Below are 17883 nucleotides of genomic sequence, written 5' to 3'. Positions count from 1 at the left end.
TGGAATCTAACCGATGGGTCAAATCTCCACCACCGCTACCGATTGCTACCAGCGCGGCTGTTACTTGGCGAATCGGTCGCACCAAACCTTGCGCCAGCCACACCACCAAAGCGAGGCACACCAGCGCCACGGCCAGACCGATACCGCCGCTCATCCACATCGCTTTACGGGCCTCGGCGTAGATCTGCGACTGCGGCACTTCGGCCACTAGCGTCCAGCCCAGATCGCGCAAAGGCAGACTTAAGGCGAGAAAGTCTTCGCCATCTCTTTGGAAGCTGCTGCTGATCGCCGCTTTCTGGCCCATGACGGCCTGCGCCGCATGGGCGCCAATTTGCTCGCTCAAGGTGCGTTTGCCGCTGAACTGCGCTTCCGGATGCACCTGAATCAAACCGTCGGAACGCACGAGATAGACCTTGCCGCGCTCACCAAAGCTGAAATTGTGGATCAGCTCCGACAGCTCTTTCATGCTCAAACCGAGCCCGGCCACGCCGACCACTTTGCCGGCCTGCTCCACCTTCAAATCAATGAACAGCGCCAACTCTCCGGTCGCCCCGTCGTTGTCGATGTTCAGGGTGCGCGGCTGATTGCTGTCGAGAAAAGAATAGAACCAGGCATCCGCCGGTTTGGCGCGACTGAGGGTGCGATCCAGGCCTTTTTCGGTGATGTAGTGATTGGATTCGGTGCCGATGATCAAAGCCGTGAAAGCTTTATGTTCGGCGCGGATGCCTTCCAGATACTGCGCGAAGGCCGCCGTTTTGCTGCTGTCTTCGCCGGATGCGAGCCAATCGCGCACCATGGAATTGCTGGCGATGTCCTTGGCCGCCGTCAGCGGCTGGACGAGGATCCGTTCGATATCGTTGCGCGTCGCTTCGATGCTCGACGGCAGTGCTTGTTCGACCAGATAGCTCTGGGCGAGGCGGTTGACCACCAGGGTATAAATGCCAACCACGATCAGGATGCTGACCAGCAGGGCCGTGCCCATGCTGAGAATCAACTGCCATTGAATACTGCGTCGCCACAACTGCATGGAGCACCCCCAAAGGATAAGAGGCAGAAACACTGCAACTGTCGCGCCAGATGTATACAAAAATCACGTAAACAAGAGACAAACCTTGAAGCAGTGATCTTCGACCAGCAAGAAGCGGGCCGATTTCATGGCGAGAACACTGTCAACTCTGACAGGTTACAGCTCGCATCGCGTGGCATAGATTGCAGTTTCCCTGTCTGTGCCCAAGCGTTCGCTTCACAGACTCACGCTGTACTAGCAGGAGAAAAATCATGGCTGATACAAGTCCAGCTGAAAGCTTTGTACAGACAATGTCTGACAACGATACGTTTGTGAAATCAGCGCAGGTCGGCGACTTTGTCGACGGATCCAGCATGCTATCGGTGATCACCCGAAAACACTTTACCGAAGTCATGGTTTTCCCCGTAATCCATTACAAAGCGACGATCACCACGTTCTCAGGCGCAACGTACAGCACAATTCAGCCAATCGCAGGATCGGAATATCAAAACCTGCTTTCGCGCGGAGATGAAGTGACGATCGACGAGACGACCTACAGGGTCTCCCACGGAGAGTTCAAGAAGCAAACCAACGGAGAGTGGTTGAGGAAGATCTACTGGCAGCCAGTAACTAAAACTCAATAAACACAGAGCTGTCCGAAATTTAGCGCCTCGAAGTACCGAGGCGCTGCAAAAACGCGCTTCAACCCTGATTGATGGTCTTGGCGATGGTATCGACCGTGGCGCTGACTTGCTCTTGATAACGGTCGAGTTCTTCCTGGTGCTGTTTCTTCATTTCAATCTGCTGCGAGCACAGATTCATCGCCGCCAGCACCAGCAAGCGGTCACCGATCAATGTCGGGTATTTGCGCTTGGTGTCATCCAGCGCTGCCTTGAGCATCATGGCCGCGTCCAGCAGGGTCTGTTCTTCCCCGGCCGGTGCCTTGATCGAATAGTCCTCCCCGAGAATGGAGACGACCTTTACCCCTGCTGTGTGGTGGTTCATGCGCTGACAGGACCTGCGTTGACGCGATCAACCAGGGCTTGAATGCGGGCGGCGGTGGCGCCGTGCTTTTCTTCCTGCTCCATCAGGTTCAGTTGCAGGCTTTCGTTTTCATCCTTGGCCTGGGCCAGTTCCGTGGACAGGGTCTGGTTGGTTTGCGCGAGGGTCTGGTTCTGTTGCACCAGGTCGCTGACGAGCTGTTCCAATTGGCTGAGGGATGCTTCCAACATTTTGATCTTCCAAGCGTTTTTCAAAGGGCGCGTACGATAAAGAAAAGTCATCACGGATGCCAGGGTTAAACCGGCGCAAAGCCTTGATTTTCCTGGTGGCCGACCGTTCTCGCGAGTTTTAAAGACTGTGATCTGCCGATCTGGTTCCTGCACTTCGTCGCCCGAGCCCTTCTGCGACAAATACGCACAGTGCCTCAAGACTTTAGTCGTATGACCGATAAGTCATCCATACAGCAGTCTCAGCCCGCATGGATGCGGCCCTCTCTTGGTATCCGCCCCATGTCCCTTCGCAATATGAATATCGCCCCACGGGCGTTTACCGGCTTCGCCCTGATCGGCGGCCTGATGCTGATTCTCGGCGTGTTCGCGCTGAATCAGATGAGCAAAATCCGCGCAGCAGGCGAAGACATTGCGACGGCCAGCGTGCCTTCCATCAAGGCTCTCGACGAATTCACCCAACTGACCCTGCGCCTGCGCGTCTTGTCGTATCGGTTGCTGATCAACCGTGAACCGGACGTTCAACAAAAGACTGTCGAACTGTTCGAGTTGCGCAACAAACAGATCGCCGACGCCCAGCGCGCCTACGAACCGTTGATCGACGGCCCGCAAGAACGTGCGGCTTATGATCAATACGTGCAGTTGCTCGCGCAGTACCGCCAGCTTGAAGACCGGATGAAAACCCTGTCGCGCAACAATCAGATTGATGAACTGCGGCAGATGCTCAACTCGGACTTGCTGAGCAACTCGGAAGCGGTGAACACCGCCCTGGCGCGCCTGCTGGAGATCAACACCCAGCAAATCGCCGAGACGGATAAAGGCGCGAGCGATCAGTTTTCGATGTCTTTCAACCTTGTGGTCACGTTGTTGGTGATCGCCACTGGCCTGACGTTCCTCTTCGCCTGGCTGCTGACCGTGAGTATTACCAAGCCGATCTCCAAAGCACTGGACGCTGCGGAAACCATCGCTGAAGGCAACCTGACCCAGCCGATCCACGTTGACGGTGAAGACGAGGCAGGACGTCTACTCGCGGCCATGGCCAAAATGCAATCGAAGCTGCGTGACACCCTGCAGCGCATTTCCGGTTCGGCCACTCAGCTGGCTTCGGCGGCTGAAGAACTGAACAGCGTCACCGACGAAAGCGCGCGTGGCCTGACTCAGCAAAACAATGAAATCGAACAGGCGGCCACGGCGGTCAACGAGATGACCAGCGCCGTGGAAGAAGTCGCACGCAACGCCGTGAGCACTTCGGAAGCTTCGAAAAACGCCACCACGTCTGCCGGCGACGGCCGTGATCTGGTGCAGGAAACCGTCAGCGCGATCGAACGCATGAGCGCCGATGTGCAGAGCACTGCTTCGCTGATCGGTGATCTGGCGAATGAATCCCGTGACATCGGCAAGGTGCTGGATGTGATCCGTGGTCTGGCCGATCAGACCAACCTGCTGGCTCTGAACGCAGCGATTGAAGCGGCACGCGCCGGTGAAGCCGGTCGTGGTTTTGCCGTGGTGGCGGATGAAGTACGTGCCTTGGCGCACCGCACTCAACAGTCGACCAGCGAAATCGAGCGGATGATCGGCAGCATTCAGAGCGGCACCGAACACGCCGTGGATTCGATGCGCAACAGCACCGAGCGCGCTGAGTCGACCCTGAACATCGCTCGTGGTGCCGGCATGTCGCTGGACACCATCAACACCGCCATCGTCGAGATCAACGAGCGCAACCTGGTGATCGCCAGCGCGGCTGAAGAGCAGGCGCAAGTGGCGCGGGAAGTGGATCGTAATCTGGTCAACATCCGCGATCTGTCGGTGCAGTCGGCGACCGGGGCGAATCAGACCAGTGCGGCGAGTAATGAGCTGTCGCGGTTGGCGCTGGATTTGAACAACATGGTTGGGCGGTTCAGCCTGTAAATTTTGAGATTAAGGTCAAAAGCCCCTCACCCCAGCCCTCTCCCAGAGGGAGAGGGGGAAAGGGAGCAGATCTTCGTGTTTTTCAAAACCTGAGTTCGACCCGGAATTTCAGGTCGGTGTAACTTGAACAAACACCGCGATCAGTCCCCCTCTCCTCCCGGGAGAGGGGGAAAGGGAGCAGATCTTCGTGTTTTTTCAAAACCTGAGTTCGACCCGGAATTTCAGGTCGGTGTAACTTGAACAAACACCGCGATCAGTCCCCTCTCCCCCCGGGAGAGGGCTAGGGTGAGGGCAGCAATCGCCCGCCGAACACAAAACCTGATGCCACACTGAAAAACCTTTTTGACAGCATCACATTTCAACAGGTTAGAATCGCTGGCACGCAGACTGCATGGTCAGTTTGTGCCCGTCTTTACGCTTCTGGAGTACTGCCTTTGAATGCGACGACCATCAACAGCCTGTTCTTGATCGGCGCGTTGCTGGTAGGCGCAAGCATTCTCGTCAGCTCCCTCTCCTCCCGTCTCGGCATCCCGATTCTGGTCATTATTCTCGCGGTTGGCATGGCCGCCGGGGTCGATGGCGGCGGCATTATTTTCGATAACTACCCGACAGCCTATCTGGTCGGCAACCTCGCACTCGCGGTGATCCTCCTCGACGGCGGCTTGCGTACGCGGGTGTCGAGTTTCCGCGTGGCCTTGTGGCCGGCGCTGTCGCTGGCCACGGTCGGAGTGTTGATCACCACCGGGCTGACCGGCATGGCCGCCGCATGGCTGTTCGACCTCAATCTGATTCAAGGTTTGTTGATCGGCGCCATCGTTGGCTCAACCGACGCCGCAGCAGTGTTCTCGCTGCTCGGCGGCAAAGGCCTGAACGAACGGGTGACGGCCAGCCTGGAAATCGAATCCGGTAGCAATGACCCGATGGCGGTGTTTCTCACCGTGACCCTGATCGATATGCTCGCCAGCGGCCAGACCGGTTTGCACTGGAGCCTGCTGACCCACCTGATCCGCGAGTTCGGCATCGGCGGCGTGATCGGCCTCGGTGGCGGCTGGTTGATGCTGCAACTGGTCAACCGCATCAATCTCGCGGCCGGCCTGTATCCGATTCTGGTGATCGCCGGCGGTCTGGTGGTATTCGCCTTGACCAACGCCCTGCATGGCAGCGGCTTCCTCGCGGTTTATCTGTGCGGTCTGGTGATCGGTAACCGCCCGGTGCGCAGCCGTCACGGCATTCTGCACATGCTCGACGGCATGGCGTGGCTCGCACAGATCGGCATGTTCCTCGTGCTGGGGTTGCTGGTGACGCCGCATGATTTGCTACCAATCGCCCTGCCCGCGCTGGGTCTGGCACTGTGGATGATTCTGTTTGCGCGGCCACTGTCGGTGATGGTCGGTCTGCTGCCGTTCAAGGCGTTCCATGGCCGCGAAAAAGCGTTTATTTCCTGGGTTGGCCTGCGCGGAGCGGTGCCGATCATTCTGGCGGTGTTCCCGCTGATGGCCGGGCTGCCGAATGCGCAGCTGTACTTCAACCTCGCGTTCTTCATCGTGCTGGTGTCGCTGCTGGTGCAGGGCACGAGCCTGCCGTGGGTGGCCAAGCTGTTGAAGGTGACCGTACCGCCGGAGCCAGCGCCGATTTCCCGCGCGGCGCTGGAAGTCCACGTCACCAGCGAGTGGGAGCTGTTCGTTTATAAGCTCGGCGCGGAGAAATGGTGCATCGGTTCGCCCCTGCGCGAGCTGAAAATGCCCGAAGGCACGCGTATCGCTGCACTGTTTCGTGGTCAGCAACTGCTCCATCCGTCGGGTAGTACGGTGCTGGAAGTCGATGATTTACTGTGTGTTATCGGCCATGAACACAACCTTGGCGCCCTCGGAAAACTCTTCAGCCAGGCGCCGCAACGCGGTCTCGATCTGCGCTTCTTCGGTGACTTCGTGCTCGAAGGAGACGCCCAGCTTAAAGCGGTTGCGGCGCTCTACGGGTTGCCGGCCGAGGGCATTGATCCGTACATGACCCTGGGCGCCTTCATCGCGCACAAAGTCGGCGGCGCACCGATCGTCGGTGACCAGGTGGAGTGGAACAACACCCACTGGACGGTTGCGGTCATGGACGGGAACAAGATCGGCAAAGTGGGCGTCAGATTCCCCGAAGGAAGTCGCCCGGGCCCCGGGCTCTTCCTCTAAACTGCGTCCACTCTCACTTGCTTGACCGGTCTCTATGCCTACCCTGCGCTCCTTTTTCGCCGCGGCCCTGCTGGGCCTGAGTCTTACTGTCGGCCCGCTGTACGCCGCCGAACCACCGTCCAGCGACGCCGTGCAGGCCAGCCTCGACAAACTCGCCGACAGCAAACTGCCGGATGCCGATAAAAAGAGCCTGCAGACCGTCCTGCAGAACACGCTCAATCAGCTGAACAACCAGCGTGATTACGAACAGAAGCTGATCGATCTCAAGCAGCAACTGGCGACCGCGCCCAAGCAGACGATTGAAAACACCCGCGAACTGACACGCCTCAAGGCCACGCCCGTGGTGCCGGTGGCGCAGCGTTTTCCCAAGGAGTCGATTCAGCAACTGGAGCAAATCCTCACCGATCGCTCGACCCAGCAAAGTGACCTGCAAAAGGCCCTGGCCGACGCCAACAGCCTGATCATCACCGCGCAGACGCGTCCCGAGCGCGCGCAAGCGGAGATATCCGCCAGCCAGACGCGCATCCAGCAGATCAACAACATCCTCAAATCCGGCAAGGACGCGGGTAAAACCGTCACCGCCGAACAGCGCGATCAGTTGAACGCCGAACTGGCGGCGCTGAATGCGCTGATTCCACTGCGTCGCCAGGAACTGGCCGGCAACAGCCAGTTGCAGGATCTTGGCAATGCTCAGCATGACTTGCTCTCGGAGAAGTCCGAGCGCCTCGACCGCGAGATCCAGGAACTGCAAACCCTGATCAACCAGAAACGTCTGGCGCAGTCGCAGGAAACCGTAACGCAGCAGTCGATCGAGGCGCAGAAGGCCGGTAGCAGCAGCCTGCTGGCCATCGAAAGCACGGCAAACCTCAAGCTCTCCGACTACCTGCTCAAAAGCACTGACCGCCTCAACGAAGTCACCCAACAGAATCTGCAGACCAAACAACAGCTCGACAGCCTGACCCAAAGCGATTCAGCACTGGACGAGCAGATCAGCGTGCTCAAGGGCAGCCTGTTGCTGTCGAAGATTCTCTATAAGCAGAAACAAGCCCTGCCGCGGCTCAAGGTCGATCGCGATCTGGCGGATCAGATCGCCGACATTCGCCTGTGGCAATTCGACGTCAGCCAGCAGCGTGAGCAACTGAGTAATCCGGCCGCCTATGTCGACAATCTGCTGTCCACGCAGCCACCGGAGCAGGTCACCCCGCAATTGCGCAAAAACCTGCTGGAGCTGGCCAATACCCGCGCCGACCTGCTGGAGCGACTGAATCGCGAACTGAGCGCCATGCTCAACGAGTCGATTACCCTGCAACTCAACCAGAAACAACTGCTGAGCACCGCACAGAGCCTGCGCGCTACGCTGGATGAGCAGATGTTCTGGATCCCCAGCAACAAGCCGCTGGACCTGGAATGGATGCGCGCAGTGCCAGAGCGCCTGAAACGTCAGGTCGACACCCTGCCGTGGGCCTCCAGCCTGAGTGAGCTGACAGACGGTCTGATCCAGCGACCGTTGCTGTTCCTGCCGCTGGCGCTGCTGATCGGTGCATTGCTGTGGCGACGCAAGAATCTGTATGCGCGGCTGAACAAGGTTCACCAGGACATCGGCCACTTCAAGCGTGACAGCCAGTGGCACACGCCGCAGGCGATTCTGATCAATATTCTGTTGGCGATGCCGGTCGCGTTGGGCCTGGCCTTGTGTGGTCTGGCGTTGCAGATCGACGCGCGCGGACAGAACGCCAACATGGGCGCGGCTTTGCTGCAGATGGGTCAGGCGTGGCTGGTGTTCTACACCGCTTACCGGATTCTCGCGCCGGGTGGTGTGGCAGAACTGCACTTCCGTTGGGAAAAGCCGCAGGTTGAATTCCTCCAGGGCTGGATCCGTCGACTGGGTCTGGTGGTCATGGCGCTGGTGACCATTGTTGCCGTGGCCGAACTGCAACCGGCCGCACTCGCCGACGATGTGCTCGGCATGCCGGTGGTGTTGACCTGCTACGCTTTGATGGCATGGCTGCTCAGCCGTTTGCTGATCAGCAGCCCGGCTCACGAGAACACGTCGCTGTTCCGCAAAGCCGTCGGCGTGATGTTCACCCTGCTGCCGATCGCGTTGTTCGTGGCGGTGTGCTTTGGCTACTACTACACCGCGCTGAAGCTCAGCGACCGCTTGATCAACACCCTGTACCTGCTGATGTTCTGGCTGGTGATCGAAGCGACTTTCGTCCGTGGCCTGAGCGTCGCCGCGCGACGTCTGGCCTATCAGCGTGCCTTGGCCAAACGGCAGGCGGCGAAAGAGGCTGGCGACGGTGAAGCGGTGATCGAAGAGCCGACGCTGGACATCGAAAAGGTCAACGAGCAGTCCCTGCGCCTGATCCGTCTGGCCCTGCTCGGCGGTTTCATTGCCGCGTTGTACTGGGTCTGGTCGGACCTGATTTCGGTGTTCTCGTACCTCGACAACATCACCCTCTACGAATACACCAGCGGCACCGGCGCCAACATGAGCATGGTGCCGATCAGCATCGGCGACATGCTCGGCGCACTGATCATCATCGGCATCACCTTCGCCCTCGCGCGCAACTTGCCGGGCCTGCTCGAAGTGTTTGTGCTGTCCAAGCTCAATCTGGCTCAGGGCAGTGCCTACGCGACCACGACGCTGCTGTCGTACGTGATCGCCGGCGTCGGCTTCGTCTCGACCCTGTCGACCCTCGGCGTCAGTTGGGACAAGTTGCAATGGCTGGTGGCGGCGCTGTCGGTCGGCCTCGGTTTCGGTATGCAGGAGATCTTTGCGAACTTCATCTCCGGCATCATGATCCTCTTCGAACGTCCGGTGCGGATCGGTGACACCATCACCATCGGCAACCTGTCGGGCACGGTGAGCAAGATCCGCATCCGCGCCACGACCATTACCGACTTCGACCGCAAGGACATCATTGTCCCGAACAAGACGTTCATCACCGGACAACTGATCAACTGGTCGCTGACCGATACCATCACCCGCGTCACGCTGAAACTCGGCGTCGACTACGGCTCGGATCTGGATCTGGTCAAGGAACTGCTGCTCAAGGCTGCCCGGGAAAACCCGCGCGTACTCAAAGAGCCAGAGCCACACGTGTACTTCCTCAACTTCGGCGAAAGTACCCTTGACCACGAATTGCGCATGCACGTGCGTGACCTCGGTGACCGCAACCCGGTGCTCGATGAGGTCAACCGCTTCATCAACCGCGAGTTCAAGAAGCAGCACATCAACATCTCGTTCCGCCAGATGGAGGTCTACTTGAAGAACCTCCACGGTCAGGAATACAAGATGGTGCCGATCGAGCCGGAAACGAAAACCATCGTGCCGGTCGCCGACGATCAGAAACCGCTGCAAGAGCCGCCGCCGGCCAAACTCGACTAACCGGTCTAATCCCAGCAGAATGCTCGGACATTCTGCTGGAGCCGGCCCTTGAAAGCCCTCGACGAACTGACCTTCGACAATCGCTTCGCCCGCCTGGGCGATGCGTTCTCCGCCCACGTGCTGCCCGAGCCGATCGACAATCCGCGTCTGGTCGTCGCGAGCCCGGCGGCGCTGGCTTTGCTGGATCTCGACCCGGCGACCGCTGAAACCGAGGAATTTGCCGAACTGTTTGGCGGCCACAAGTTGTGGGCTGATGCCGAACCGCGGGCGATGGTCTATTCCGGGCATCAGTTCGGCGGTTACACGCCGCAATTGGGTGACGGTCGTGGCTTGCTGTTGGGCGAGGTGTACAACGCAGCCGGCGAGCATTGGGACCTGCACCTCAAGGGCGCCGGGCAGACGCCGTTTTCGCGCATGGGTGATGGTCGTGCGGTGCTGCGTTCGTCGATCCGCGAGTTCCTTGCCTCCGAAGCCTTGTACGCGCTGAACATTCCCTCCTCGCGTGCGGCCTGCGTGATCGGCTCCGACACCCCGGTCTGGCGCGAAAAACAGGAGCGCGCGGCGATGGTGCTGCGTTTGGCGCCGAGCCACATCCGCTTCGGTCACTTCGAATATTTCTACTACACCAAACGCCCCGAGCAGCAGAAGCAGCTGGGCGAGCACGTGTTGGCGATGCACTTCCCCGAATGTCTGGAACAGCCGGAACCGTATCTGGCGATGTTCCGCGAGGTCGTCGAGCGCAATGCCGAACTGATCGCCAAATGGCAGGCTTATGGCTTCTGTCACGGCGTGATGAACACCGACAACATGTCGATCCTCGGCATCACTTTCGACTTCGGCCCGTTCGCTTTTCTCGATGACTTCGACGCGAACTTCATCTGCAACCATTCGGATGATCAGGGGCGTTACTCGTTCAGCAATCAGGTGCCGGTTGGCCAGTGGAACCTCAGCGCACTGGCGCAGGCGTTGACGCCGTTTATCAGTGTCGAAGCCCTGCGCGAAACCCTCGGCTTGTATTTGCCATTGTTCCAGGCGCACTACCTCGACCTGATGCGCCGCCGTTTAGGCTTCACCACAGCTGAAGATGACGACCAAACGCTGCTGGAAAACCTGCTGCAACTGATGCAGAACAGCGGCGTCGATTACACGCTGTTCTTCCGTCGACTCGGTGAAGAATCCGCCGAACAGGCCGTCGCCCGGTTGCGTGATGACTTCGTCGACATCAACGGTTTTGATGCCTGGGGTGAACGCTACGTCGCCCGGGTTGCCCGCGATGGCGACGCTGACCAGGAACAGCGCCGAGCGCGGATGCATGCGGTCAATCCGCTGTACATCCTGCGCAATTATCTGGCGCAAAAAGCCATCGATGCGGCTGAGCAAGGGGATTACTCAGAAGTACGCCGGCTGCACGCGGTGCTGAGCAAACCATTTGAAGAGCAGTCGGGGATGGACGGTTATGCCGAGCGGCCGCCGGAGTGGGGCAAGCATTTGGAGATCAGTTGTTCTTCCTGAGGCGGCCTAGATAAACACGTCTACAGGCAGCTTGAAGTACTCAGCCAACCATCGAACCTGTCGCAGGTTTAGTTGCCGCTTGCCGCTCAGGATCTCAGAGACGACTGACTGAGTGCCCACTCCAGGCAAGTCGCTCTGGGTCAAACCATGCTCACGCATCAGATATCCCAATACTTCAAAACCCGGAGGTTTTGGGACCGGGTGGTGCGTTTGATCCCATTCTTCAATCCAGTCACCAATGATATCCACCAAGCTCATCAACGGATGAGACTCGTCATCACCGGTAATTTCCAGCAGTTCGTCGACCGCCAACACCAAGGCATCGTAGTCTTCTTCGTTTTCTGGCAACTGCAGAAAACGAGTAAAGAGACCCGAACCTTGGTACGCACCGGAATCAAGGCAAACACTCTCAAAGCCAACAGAGTCCCCGGTGAGCGAACAACTCGTCCGGGCATTTAAGGTTTTTAGATATTCAGAGCCCTTCAAAAGCTCCGAGAGTGGAAGGCGTTTAACGGTCTTGACGGTCATAGGAAGGTATTTCGCTCAGTTCTGCACAAGATGACCGATTAGATAAAATACAGATAGTCAGCCTCCGCGCAGACGTGCGTAGGCCCTTTCCTCAACTGAGGAAGGTAACGACCTACAGATCAATTCCTTGATAATCGTGACTTTGCCTCCAGATCAGTCTCATAGACGTCCTGCCTGAGAACCCATCATGTCCGAACCACTCCTCATCCCCTGCCCCTCCTGCAACGGCCTCAACCGCATCCCCGCCGAGCGCCTTGCGGATCAACCCAAGTGCGGACGCTGCAAATCCGCCGTGCTGCTGAGCAAACCGTTCGAACTCAAGCAAGGCGATTACGCCAGCCAGATCAAGGGTGATCTGCCGTTGCTGGTGGATGTCTGGGCGGACTGGTGTGGGCCGTGCAAGTCGTTTGCGCCGGTGTTCGAGCAGGCGGCGGCGCAGTTGGCGGGCAAGTGCCGCTTGGCCAAGCTTGATAGCGAAGCGAATCAGCAATTGTCGGCGCAGTTGGGGATTCGTTCGATTCCGAGCTTGATTCTGTTCAAGAACGGCCGGGAAGTGGCGCGGCAGAGTGGTGCGTTGCCGTTGCCGCAGTTGATGGCGTGGCTGCGTAGCCAAGGGATCTGACCCACCCAGAACCCACTGTGGGAGCGAGCTTGCTCGCGAAAGCGGTGGATCAGTTAACGAGGATGTCGACTGAACTGACGCATTCGCGAGCAAGCTCGCTCCCACAGGGGTTCATGGATAGCTCACGAGATCAGTGATCTTCGAGCAGATTGTGCAGTTCGACAAACTGCTGGGTCAGCTTGTGGCGCGGGTCGAGGTGGATCAGCGGCATGCTGGCCTGGTGCGATTCGCGCATGCGCACTGAACTGGTCAGATACACCGGCAGTACCGGCAACCCCTCGGCAATCAACTCATCAAGAATCTGCTGCGGCAGGCTTGCCCGGGCCTGGAACTGGTTGACCACGATGCCCTCAACTTCCAGGCCTTCATTGTGGTCGTCCTTCAGCTCTTCGATCTCCGCGATCAGCCCGTACAAGGCCTGACGCGAGAAACTGTCGCAATCGAAAGGGATCAGCACGCGATCGGCTGCAATCAACGCTGATACCGCATAGAAATTCAGCGCTGGCGGCGTATCGAGGTAAATCCGGTCGTAATCCTCGGACAGCTCATCGAGTAACTTTCGCAGCTTGTTGATCTTGTGCTTGGCCTCGAGCTTGGGCTGCAAGTCGGCCAGCTCGGCGGTGGCGGTGATGATGTGCAGGTTGTCGAACGGGGTTTCGTAGATGTCCGCCTGATTCTTCTTCGAGAACGGCCCGGAAGACAGGGTCTGCTTGAAGAAGTCGGCAATACCCATCGGAATGTCGTCGCCGGTGAGCCCGGTCAGATATTGAGTGGAATTAGCCTGGGCATCGAGATCCACCAACAACGTGCGATAACCCTCGCTGGCACTGACCGCCGCCAGATTGCAGGCAATGCTGGACTTGCCTACGCCACCTTTCTGATTGAACACCACGCGCCGCATGACCAAACCTCCGTGTATCAAAGAATGACCGAGTGTAGATGCGCGCGACCTCGCTTCGCTACCTTCACGGACATGGACTACAGAGTCAGGTGCAAATATCCGCGGACAGATAGCGCAATTACCGCCATTGATCGCCGAGATCCCCGACAGACAAGCCGCTGACAATCTGGATAATGGCCAAGTGACAGTTTTCTTGCGAACCACTCGGTACATTTCGCTGCGCAAAATGTAACCAGCATTTGCTACACACTCGTCGCACCGGGATAATGCGCGCCACCCGGCGCCAAGCGCCACGTCAAGCCTGCTGCGGCTTTGGCGACCAAACGCGTCAACAAAAGCCCGCAGGGGCGGGATGAATGTCCGTGATCAACTTCAACATCGCCCAATGGCGCGCGTGGGCCCCTGGCCTCGACAGCGTGGACGCCTGGCAGGCCTGGAGCCGACAACCGGTCGTGCTCCAGCGCAGTGATGCCGCGCCCGATGTGTCGTTCTTGCCGGCCATGCAGCGCCGCCGCCTCAGCCGACTGGCACGGATGGCGTTCAGTGTTGGCTGGCCCTTGGCCGACGGACGGGACAATCTGCCGCTGGTATTCATCTCGCGCCACGGTGAAACCCCACGCACTTACGACATTCTCAGTGATCTGGCGACCGAGCAGCCGCTGTCGCCGACCCAGTTCAGCCTGTCCGTGCACAACGCGATCATCGGCCTGTGGTCGATCATGCGTGGCGAAACCAGCGAAATGACTGCCCTCGCCGCGGCCGGCGACGGTCTTGAGCACGGCATGCTCGAAGCGGCGGCGCTGCTCAATGAAGGCGCCCCGGCGGTGCTGCTGGTGATCACCGAAGAACAACCACCCGAAGCCTATTCAGCGTGGATCGACGATGTGCCTTTTCCCTACGCGCTCGGTCTTTTGCTGACCCCCGGTACCGACTGGCGGCTGACCCTGAACAGCGTCACAGAAACACGGTCAAAAGCGCACTGGCCCCACGCGCTCAATCTGTTGCAAACCCTGCTTGGCCAGCAAACCCATTGCCAACATGCCTGGAAAAATCGTGTATGGACCTGGCAACGCAATCCGTGACCGAAAAAAACCGCGATGCCTATTACTGGCGCCTGCTGGCCACCGCCGCAAGCTTTACCCTGTTCGGGCTAGGCGGGCTGTGCCTGCGTGTGCTGGTGTTTCCGCTGCTGGCTTGCCTGCCCGGTGACGCCGTTGTGCATCGCCAGCGCGCGCGGGAGACCGTCAGTCGGCTGTTCTGGTTTTTTGTGCGGTTCATGGCCCGCACCGGCGTGCTGACCTATGACATTCAGGGCGCCGAACGTCTGGGTCGACCGGGGCAGATGATCATCGCCAACCACCCGTCGCTGATCGACGTGGTGTTCCTCATCGGCCTGGTGCGCCAGGCCAATTGCGTGGTGAAGAAAAGCCTGTGGGAAAACCCCTTCACCCGTGGCCCGTTGCGCAGCACCGAATACATCAGCAACGACGGCAGCATGGACATGCTCGATGCCGCCGCGCAGTCCCTGCAAAACGGCCAGACCCTGATCATTTTCCCGGAAGGCACCCGCACCCAGCCGGGCCAGGCGCCAGCCTTCCATCGGGGCGCCGCGGCAATTGCCCTGCGCGGTGCGAAAATCCTCACGCCGGTGATCATCAAGGTCAGCCCGACCACGTTGACCAAAGCCGAACCCTGGTATCGGATCCCCAGCCGCCGCGTGCACTTCAGTTTTCGCGTCGGGGCCGATATAGACCCACAGACTTTCGCCGCGCAGGGGCCCGCACCGCAGGCCTCGCGCAAGCTCAACGATTATTTGCACACCTACTTCATTAAGGAGCTCGCCGAAGATGAGCGATCTGAATCGTGACATCAAACTGCTGATCATCGATGCCCTCGGCCTCGAAGACATCAGCGTCGACGACATCGGCGATGAGCAGACGCTGTTCGGCGAAGGCCTGGGCCTGGATTCCGTCGACGCGCTGGAACTGGGTCTGGCGATCCAGAAAAAATACGGCATCAAAATCGACGCCGACGCCAAAGACACCCGTAACCATTTCACCAACGTGGCCAGCCTTGCGGCATTCGTCACGGCAAAACAGGCAGCTTGAGACCGGACCATGCAAACTCGTGACGATATTTTCAACACCCTGCGCGCTGCCTTGGTCGAGCTGTTCGAACTGGATCCGGCCCGTGTGAGCCTGGAGTCCAACCTGTATCAGGATCTGGAAATCGACAGCATCGACGCGGTCGATCTGATCGATCACATCAAGCGCCAGACCGGCTACAAAATCGCCGCCGACGAATTCAAATCGGTGCGCACTGTCGGTGACGTGGTCGAGGCGGTCTACCGCTTGGTTCAACCGGCCGCATGAGCCGACTGATCGGCCTCGGCCTGCTGCTGGCCGGTCTGCTGTACCCCTTTGCGGTGTATTTCGGCATGGAGCACTTTGCCCCGTGGCAGTTTGGTCTGCTGCTGGGCAGCCTGTGGCTGGCGCGGGCGCTGACCGGCGAACGCAAACCCGGCAGCCTGTGGATGGCCGCTGTGGCCATTGTGTTCTGCCTGCTGCTGGCGCTGTTCGACAGTCCGCTGTTGCTGCGCTGGTACCCGGTGCTGATCAGCGGCTTCATGCTGGTGCTGTTCAGCCTGAGCCTGAAATTCGGGCCACCGATGGTCGAGCGCCTGGCGCGCCTGCGTGAGCCAGAGCTGCCGGCCATTGCGATTCGCTATACGCGCAAGGTCACCGTGGCCTGGAGCGTGTTTTTCTTCTGCAACGGTTTGTGCGCCGCCCTGCTGACCCTGTGGGCGCCGCTGAATTGGTGGATGTTGTACACCGGCCTGATCTCCTATGGATTGATCGGCCTGATGTTTGCCATTGAATGGCTGATACGACAACGGGTAAGAGGCCGTACATGAACTGGATAAAACTTGAGCAGCTGTTGCTCAAGCCTGTGCCGGCGCGGGCCATCAGCCACGCACCGGCCCTCGAACACACACAACTGTGCGAACAGGCCCTGAGCGTTGCCGCCGGTCTGCAAGCGCAAGGCGTGAAACGCCTGGCTGTGCACCTGGAAGATGCCGCCGAACTGGCTATCGCTCTGCTGGGCGCATGGCGTGCCGGCGTGAGTGTTCTGCTGCCTTCGGATCTGCAAGCACAAACCCGCCAGCGCTGGTCGGCTGAAGTCGATCTGTGGCTGACCGATCAAGCCGATGATGCGCAACTGAACGACGTTCAGCAGCCGCCGCTAGCCGGCGCCGAACTGGACCTCGACCAGTGTCGCCTGAGCCTGTGCACATCCGGCTCCAGCGGCGAGCCCAAACGCATCGACAAGACCCTGCGCCAACTGGCCAACGAGGTCGAAGCGCTGGAACAACTGTGGGGCGCGGGTCTCGGTGAGGCCTGCATTATCGGCAGCGTCGCCACCCAGCATATTTACGGTTTGCTGTTTCGGGTGCTGTGGCCGCTGTGCGCCGGACGCCCGTTTGTGCGCAAACAACTGGCGTTCCCCGAAGACTTGCAGCGTGCCAGCCGCGAACATCCAGCCTTCGCCTGGGTCGCCAGCCCGGCGTTGCTCAAACGCATGGGCGACAACCTCGACTGGCCAGCCCTGAGCGCCGTGCGCCGGGTGTTTTCCTCCGGCGGCGCGTTGCCCTTTGAAGCTGCGCAGAGCCTGCAACAACGCTTGCAGCAATGGCCGACGGAAATCCTCGGCAGCTCGGAAACCGGCGGTATCGCCTGGCGTCAGGGCCAACCGCTGTGGCAACCCTTTGCCGGTGTCGAGCTGAGCCAGGATAGCGACGGTGCGCTGCTGGTTGCTTCGCCCTACCTGCCTGCAGGCCACATCGAGCACACCGCTGACGCCGCGCGCATCGCCGCCGATGGCCGCTTCGAACTGCTCGGACGGCTGGACCGGATCATCAAACTGGAAGAAAAACGCATCTCGCTGCCGATGCTCGAACAAGCCTTGGTTGCCCACGACTGGGTCGCCGAAGCACGTCTCGGCGTAGTGCAGGAAAACCGCGCCTCCCTCGGTGCGTTGCTGGTGCTCAGCGAGTCGGGCCTGTTTGCCTTGCGTGAACACGGCCGCCGCAGCCTGACCGAAACCCTGCGCCAGCATTTGCGCCAACACTGCGAAGCCCTGGCGCTGCCACGACGCTGGCGACTGGTGCGGCAATTGCCGTTGAACAGCCAAGGCAAGCTGCCGCAGGCCGATATCGAAGCGCTGCTGATGGCACCGCGAGCGAAAGCGCCCGAAGTGCTGGAACAAGTCGAAACCGCTGGCGAGTGGAGCCTGCAACTGAGCGTGCCCCCGGACCTGGCCTACTTCAGCGGCCACTTCCCCAAAGCCCCGGTCCTGCCCGGCGTGGTGCAGGTGGAATGGGCACTGAACCTCGGTCGCCAACTGCTCAACCTGACCGGCCCGTTTGCCGGCATGGAAGTGCTGAAGTTCCAGCAACTGGTGCGCCCCGGCGATGAAATCCAGTTGCACCTGCGCTTCGATCCGGAGCGCCGCAAGTTGTATTTCGCTTACCGTAATGACACGGCAACCTGCTCCAGTGGGCGGATTCTTGTGGGTGCAGAGCATGATTGATCTTGGTGAGTGCTGCGCACTC

16 protein-coding genes and 2 pseudogenes are annotated in these 17883 nt (G+C 59.5%); 13 read left to right on the top strand and 5 right to left on the bottom strand.

Annotation, left to right across the window (positions count from 1 at the left end; translation table 11 throughout):
* Nucleotides 1-4: 4 nt before the first annotated feature.
* Nucleotides 5-982: pseudogene (locus tag RMV17_RS30070) on the bottom strand (cache domain-containing protein); the annotation flags it as partial.
* 296 nt (nt 983-1278) lie between these two features.
* On the opposite strand from RMV17_RS30070, the gene RMV17_RS02120 reads away from it, so the two are divergent.
* Entirely contained in the window at nt 1279-1650 is a 372-nt protein-coding gene (locus RMV17_RS02120; RefSeq protein ID WP_034151711.1) for a hypothetical protein, read from the top strand.
* 58 nt (nt 1651-1708) lie between these two features.
* Here RMV17_RS02120 and RMV17_RS02115 read toward each other — a convergent pair whose 3' ends face one another.
* A complete protein-coding gene (locus RMV17_RS02115) occupies nt 1709-2011 on the bottom strand; it encodes a cell division protein ZapA (RefSeq protein ID WP_016987569.1) in 303 nt (100 codons plus the stop codon).
* Nucleotides 2008-2238, bottom strand: coding sequence for a hypothetical protein (locus RMV17_RS02110; RefSeq protein WP_007909525.1), 231 nt, complete (start codon nt 2236-2238; stop codon nt 2008-2010). Before RMV17_RS02110 ends, RMV17_RS02115 begins: the two co-directional genes overlap by 4 nt.
* A gap of 210 nt (nt 2239-2448) precedes the next feature.
* Here RMV17_RS02110 and RMV17_RS30065 point away from each other — a divergent pair.
* The 5 genes and pseudogenes from RMV17_RS30065 to selO all read left to right on the top strand — a co-directional run.
* Nucleotides 2449-3240 (top strand): annotated as a pseudogene (locus RMV17_RS30065) (MCP four helix bundle domain-containing protein); the annotation flags it as partial.
* Nucleotides 3241-3270: 30 nt separating this feature from the next.
* The gene (locus RMV17_RS30060; RefSeq protein WP_371042268.1) at nt 3271-4143 is read left to right on the top strand and encodes a methyl-accepting chemotaxis protein; all 873 of its coding nucleotides are present in this window, start codon (nt 3271-3273) and stop codon (nt 4141-4143) included.
* Between the two features lie 434 nt (nt 4144-4577).
* Complete coding sequence (locus RMV17_RS02100; RefSeq protein ID WP_311885217.1) at nt 4578-6320, top strand: potassium/proton antiporter; 1743 nt, start codon at nt 4578-4580, stop codon at nt 6318-6320.
* A gap of 34 nt (nt 6321-6354) precedes the next feature.
* Entirely contained in the window at nt 6355-9708 is a 3354-nt protein-coding gene (gene mscK, locus RMV17_RS02095; RefSeq protein ID WP_311885215.1) for a mechanosensitive channel MscK, read from the top strand.
* Nucleotides 9709-9756: 48 nt separating this feature from the next.
* Nucleotides 9757-11220 carry a protein adenylyltransferase SelO gene (gene selO, locus RMV17_RS02090; RefSeq protein WP_311885213.1) on the top strand — a complete coding sequence of 488 codons (1464 nt, stop codon included), beginning with the start codon at nt 9757-9759 and terminating at the stop codon, nt 11218-11220.
* A gap of 6 nt (nt 11221-11226) precedes the next feature.
* On the opposite strand, the gene RMV17_RS02085 is transcribed toward selO, so the two are convergent.
* Nucleotides 11227-11574: a transcriptional regulator gene (locus RMV17_RS02085; protein ID WP_311887009.1), complete on the bottom strand. Its 348-nt coding sequence runs from the start codon at nt 11572-11574 to the stop codon at nt 11227-11229.
* Nucleotides 11575-11935: 361 nt separating this feature from the next.
* Between RMV17_RS02085 and trxC the strand changes: the two genes are divergently transcribed.
* Nucleotides 11936-12370: a thioredoxin TrxC gene (trxC, locus tag RMV17_RS02080; protein ID WP_034152926.1), complete on the top strand. Its 435-nt coding sequence runs from the start codon at nt 11936-11938 to the stop codon at nt 12368-12370.
* Nucleotides 12371-12500: 130 nt separating this feature from the next.
* Here trxC and RMV17_RS02070 read toward each other — a convergent pair whose 3' ends face one another.
* Nucleotides 12501-13271: a ParA family protein gene (locus RMV17_RS02070; RefSeq protein ID WP_034152927.1), complete on the bottom strand. Its 771-nt coding sequence runs from the start codon at nt 13269-13271 to the stop codon at nt 12501-12503.
* A gap of 356 nt (nt 13272-13627) precedes the next feature.
* Between RMV17_RS02070 and RMV17_RS02065 the strand changes: the two genes are divergently transcribed.
* The 6 genes from RMV17_RS02065 to RMV17_RS02040 are packed head-to-tail and all read left to right on the top strand — an operon-like array spanning nt 13628 to nt 17861.
* A complete protein-coding gene (locus RMV17_RS02065) occupies nt 13628-14353 on the top strand; it encodes a beta-ketoacyl synthase chain length factor (RefSeq protein ID WP_311885209.1) in 726 nt (241 codons plus the stop codon).
* Complete coding sequence (locus RMV17_RS02060; RefSeq protein ID WP_311885207.1) at nt 14329-15138, top strand: lysophospholipid acyltransferase family protein; 810 nt, start codon at nt 14329-14331, stop codon at nt 15136-15138. The genes RMV17_RS02065 and RMV17_RS02060 overlap by 25 nt, the downstream gene beginning before the upstream one ends.
* A complete protein-coding gene (locus RMV17_RS02055; RefSeq protein WP_016983882.1) occupies nt 15119-15379 on the top strand; it encodes a phosphopantetheine-binding protein in 261 nt (86 codons plus the stop codon). Before RMV17_RS02060 ends, RMV17_RS02055 begins: the two co-directional genes overlap by 20 nt.
* A gap of 9 nt (nt 15380-15388) precedes the next feature.
* Nucleotides 15389-15643, top strand: coding sequence for an acyl carrier protein (locus RMV17_RS02050; RefSeq protein ID WP_034152930.1), 255 nt, complete (start codon nt 15389-15391; stop codon nt 15641-15643).
* Nucleotides 15640-16185 (top strand): hypothetical protein, encoded by a 546-nt coding sequence (locus RMV17_RS02045; RefSeq protein ID WP_311885203.1) that lies wholly within the window; start codon nt 15640-15642, stop codon nt 16183-16185. Before RMV17_RS02050 ends, RMV17_RS02045 begins: the two co-directional genes overlap by 4 nt.
* Entirely contained in the window at nt 16182-17861 is a 1680-nt protein-coding gene (locus RMV17_RS02040; protein WP_311885201.1) for an AMP-binding protein, read from the top strand. Before RMV17_RS02045 ends, RMV17_RS02040 begins: the two co-directional genes overlap by 4 nt.
* Nucleotides 17862-17883 lie beyond the last annotated feature (22 nt).

It is taken from the genome of Pseudomonas sp. VD-NE ins (assembly GCF_031882575.1).
Classification (GTDB): Bacteria; Pseudomonadota; Gammaproteobacteria; order Pseudomonadales; family Pseudomonadaceae; genus Aquipseudomonas; species Aquipseudomonas fluorescens_BZ.
The sequence above is the reverse complement of the archived record's forward strand: the minus strand, read 5'-3'. Positions and strand labels throughout refer to the sequence as shown.

Coding starts and splice junctions, on each gene's coding strand:
- trxC (WP_034152926.1), top strand. CDS start 11,936: ATGTCCGAACCACTCCTCATCCCCTGCCCCTCCTGCAACGGCCTCAAC.
- RMV17_RS02115 (WP_016987569.1), bottom strand. CDS start 2,011: ATGAACCACCACACAGCAGGGGTAAAGGTCGTCTCCATTCTCGGGGAG.
- RMV17_RS02040 (WP_311885201.1), top strand. CDS start 16,182: ATGAACTGGATAAAACTTGAGCAGCTGTTGCTCAAGCCTGTGCCGGCG.
- RMV17_RS02050 (WP_034152930.1), top strand. CDS start 15,389: ATGCAAACTCGTGACGATATTTTCAACACCCTGCGCGCTGCCTTGGTC.
- RMV17_RS02055 (WP_016983882.1), top strand. CDS start 15,119: ATGAGCGATCTGAATCGTGACATCAAACTGCTGATCATCGATGCCCTC.
- RMV17_RS02060 (WP_311885207.1), top strand. CDS start 14,329: ATGGACCTGGCAACGCAATCCGTGACCGAAAAAAACCGCGATGCCTAT.
- RMV17_RS30060 (WP_371042268.1), top strand. CDS start 3,271: ATGGCCAAAATGCAATCGAAGCTGCGTGACACCCTGCAGCGCATTTCC.
- mscK (WP_311885215.1), top strand. CDS start 6,355: ATGCCTACCCTGCGCTCCTTTTTCGCCGCGGCCCTGCTGGGCCTGAGT.
- RMV17_RS02110 (WP_007909525.1), bottom strand. CDS start 2,238: ATGTTGGAAGCATCCCTCAGCCAATTGGAACAGCTCGTCAGCGACCTG.
- RMV17_RS02045 (WP_311885203.1), top strand. CDS start 15,640: ATGAGCCGACTGATCGGCCTCGGCCTGCTGCTGGCCGGTCTGCTGTAC.
- RMV17_RS02120 (WP_034151711.1), top strand. CDS start 1,279: ATGGCTGATACAAGTCCAGCTGAAAGCTTTGTACAGACAATGTCTGAC.
- RMV17_RS02065 (WP_311885209.1), top strand. CDS start 13,628: ATGTCCGTGATCAACTTCAACATCGCCCAATGGCGCGCGTGGGCCCCT.
- RMV17_RS02070 (WP_034152927.1), bottom strand. CDS start 13,271: ATGCGGCGCGTGGTGTTCAATCAGAAAGGTGGCGTAGGCAAGTCCAGC.